At 44.1% G+C, this 3,254-nt stretch carries 1 protein-coding gene and 2 pseudogenes; all 3 read left to right on the top strand.

Annotation, left to right across the window (positions count from 1 at the left end; translation table 11 throughout):
* Positions 1 to 181 precede the first annotated feature (181 nt).
* Entirely contained in the window at positions 182 to 1,549 is a 1,368-nt protein-coding gene (locus PPOP_RS09260) for an ABC transporter substrate-binding protein (RefSeq protein WP_006286006.1), read from the top strand.
* A gap of 96 nt (positions 1,550 to 1,645) precedes the next feature.
* Positions 1,646 to 2,685: pseudogene (locus PPOP_RS24090) on the top strand (IS3 family transposase); the annotation flags it as partial.
* A gap of 58 nt (positions 2,686 to 2,743) precedes the next feature.
* A pseudogene (locus PPOP_RS24085) lies at positions 2,744 to 3,091 on the top strand (IS21 family transposase); the annotation flags it as partial.
* Positions 3,092 to 3,254 lie beyond the last annotated feature (163 nt).

Here is a 3,254-nt window from a genome sequence, read left to right as displayed (position 1 = left end):
TTCGGTTCGTTTGTAAGGGTACAAACATTTTACCGAGTTGGCGGCTTTTTTTCTATTCTTAAATTGTATTTTGTTGGTTAATCAACAGGCCTGGTACTTAATAGCTCTTTCTACATACCAAAAGATTTAGAGAAAAAATGCTTTATTTTATAATAAATTTCTCAACAAAGGTGTTGTTAGCATGAAGGCAAAGTGGAAAATTTCTTTCGTACTCCTAACGATGGTGATGTTTACCAGTGGTTGTTTCGGCGAAAAGCAAGCATTAGCGCCACTTAAAGATGAAAAAGAAAAAATAAAGGTGGTGTATTACAGCGAAAGACAATTTAATGACGATTATGGGCAGCTCTTTAATGCAAAATATCCGAATATCGATGTGGAAGTGATTCCTATCATGTCGAGGGAACACCCGCTCAATTTTCACGGGGTGGAGCAGCAGGATGAAGAAAAGGTAAAAACATTGATCGAGCAACATAAACCGGATGTACTACTTCTGAACGAAAATTTATTCACTTCCTATGAGCAAGAGGGTAAATTATATAGCTTAGAAGAAGTGATCGTGCAAGATCAATTTGATTTAACAGGCTACATGCCGGGTCTTATCGATAGCTTACGTGCGAAAGGACAGGGGAAATTATACGGACTCATTCCTAGCTTGGAAGCTTCAGTATTGTACTACAACCGCGATTTATTTACCGAGAACAACATTGAATTCCCGCGCAACCAAATGACATGGGAAGAGGTTTTTAATTTATCTAAGCGATTTCAGGGTATAGGCACAGGAAAAAATAAAGTGCACGGATTTGATCAGATAACCGTTCCCAATTATAGTAGATCCATCTTTCTTAATCGTGTTGCAAGCACCTTTGCATTGCGTATGTTCGATGCAAAAGCAAAGAAGTTGCTGATTCATTCAGACGGTTGGAAGAAAGTTTTTGAGCTAACAACAGATGCCATACGCTCCCAAGCGGTCTCTTGTTCTGACCCTTCTGACTTCTTTGCTTTTCCAGATGGAAAAGCAGCTATGACCATTGCTGGTACTTGGTTTATAGATATGATTGATAGATCAGCAAAAAAAATAAATTGGGATATCGTTACTGTTCCGATTGATCCCCAAAACCCAGATGAATCCGCGTTAGTAACATTTGGGGGCATATATGCAGTTTCGGCTAATTCCCCAAATAAGCGTGCTGCCTGGGAATTAGTGAAATTTGTAAATGGAACAGACATGGCGAAAATTTTATCTCGTTCAACAAATAGACCCTTTCCGACGAGAAATCAAGTACCCAAGGAATTTTATGGAAGAAGCGTGGAGCCATTCTATAAATTAAAACCGACAGTACACTCTTCAGACCTTCGGTCTCATGAAAATGTTCCGGAAGAGTTTTATCGTCTCTATAGACCGTTGCTCGAGGACACATTAAAAGTGATCGTAGATAACAAGAAAACAGTGGATGAAGCATTGGCTGAACTACAAGTGCAGGGCCAGAATGCGTTGGATCAAGCGCGAGCAGCAGAAAAGAGAGAAGAAAACTCCAAAACTGCCGAATAGGGGGAGCGATAGGGCGATTTAGTTTGTTGGCGCTAGATCCATCACTGCACTACCCCTTTTGGGGTAACGTGCCTCCTTGAACGTTTATGGCGTTCGATGGGTAATCCAAAACAACGACGTACTTTCACAGCAGAGTTTAAAAAGCAAATGGTGCAACTCTACGAAAACGGAAAATCCCGAGCAGACATTGTGGAGATATTTGACCTCACCGCATCGGCTTTGGATCGCTGGATGAAACAAGCCCAAACCACAGGCTCTTTCTCCGAAAAGGACAATCGCTCTCCGGAAGAGAATGAACTGATCGCCTTTCGGAAAGAGAACCAGCGCCTCAAAATGGAGAACGATATTTTAAAGCAAGCCGCTCTGATCAGGGGACGAAAGTAGCTATCATCCAGAACAACCGTGATAAAAACTCGGTATCAGCAATGTGCGGCGTCCTGCAAATCGCCAGCAGTACGTTCTACTATGAAGCCAAAGAAGCAGCAAAGGAAGATGACGCCACCGAAGCCATTGTGGACATCTTCCACAAGAATCGAAAAGCCTATGGCACTCGAAAAATCAAAGTCAAGCTCCATGAATGCGGGATAGTTGTGTCCAGACGCCGAATTGGTCGGATTATGAAGGAGCAAGGGTTCGTTTCGACGTACACCGTGGCGCAGTATAAGCCGCATAAGGCCAAGTGCAATGAAGAAGCTACAGCCAACACCTTGAACCGAGAATTTGACCAAACGGAGGTCAAGCGATTCGTGGTCAGCGACCTGAGTTATGTGAAGGTTCAGAACCGGTGGCATTACATATGCGTGCTATGCGTGCTAGTCGATCTGTTTCATCGAGAGATCATCGGCCATAGTGTGGGTCCCCATTAGGATGCTGCCCTGATTTCTCGCGCTTTTGCGACGGTCAAAGGCGATTTGCGCCAAATTCATTGATTTCACACCGACCGGGGCAGCGAGTTTCCAAATCAGAAAATGGATGCGTTCTTGAAAACTTTTGAAATCGGCCGATCACTCCGTATGAAAGGTTGTCCGTATGACAACGCCGTGGTAGAAGCGACCTTTAAGATTATCAAAACCGAATTCGTGAATCAGATGAACTTCCAGATCCTTACTCACCTGGAACTGGAGTTGTACGATTACTCCTATCCACTATCGAAATCTAGCCCTTAAAAAGTTGTTTGATTTACTGTTGACAATCCATGAGCGACTGGAACATCCTCCTGGTGAAGCTCAGGTTGATTTCTACAGCATGGAGGTGAGCAAAGACGGTCACCTCATGACGTACAAGCAGCTCGTTCTTTCCTTCCCTTATAGTAATGCTGCATTCGTGTTTCCAACGCCTGCGGAGAATCAGGAATGCTTTCTGGAAGGCTTGAAACGACTGTTCGAGCAAGCTGGTGGGGTTCCCGAGCGAATCTAGTTCGATAATCTGTCTGCAGCTGTCGTACGTGTAGATAAGCATGGTGAACGAGACCTGACAGAAGCCTTCCAACGATTCAGCAGTCATTATCGCTTTGAAGCGGTCTTCTGCAATCCAGCTAGTGGTCTATTAACATGCTGCCGAAGCCGCTTCATACCTATGTAACGATATCGGAAATCGCCGTCCGTCAACAGCGGCTGGAGTGCCGTCTATTCAATTGAAGAAATCAGCGATGCTGTTCAACGCCTTGGAGAAGAAGCCTCTGTGGAACATCTGACATCGCTGCTTT

Origin of the sequence: Paenibacillus popilliae ATCC 14706, assembly GCF_000315235.1 — a bacterium.
Classification (GTDB): Bacteria; Bacillota; Bacilli; order Paenibacillales; family Paenibacillaceae; genus Paenibacillus_B; species Paenibacillus_B popilliae.
Note: the sequence above shows the minus strand (reverse complement) of the source record. Positions and strands in the feature narration are given on the sequence as shown.

What these genes read in the sequence shown, in the direction of transcription:
- PPOP_RS09260 (WP_006286006.1), top strand. Translation starts at nt 182, where the DNA reads ATGAAGGCAAAGTGGAAAATTTCTTTCGTACTCCTAACGATGGTGATG.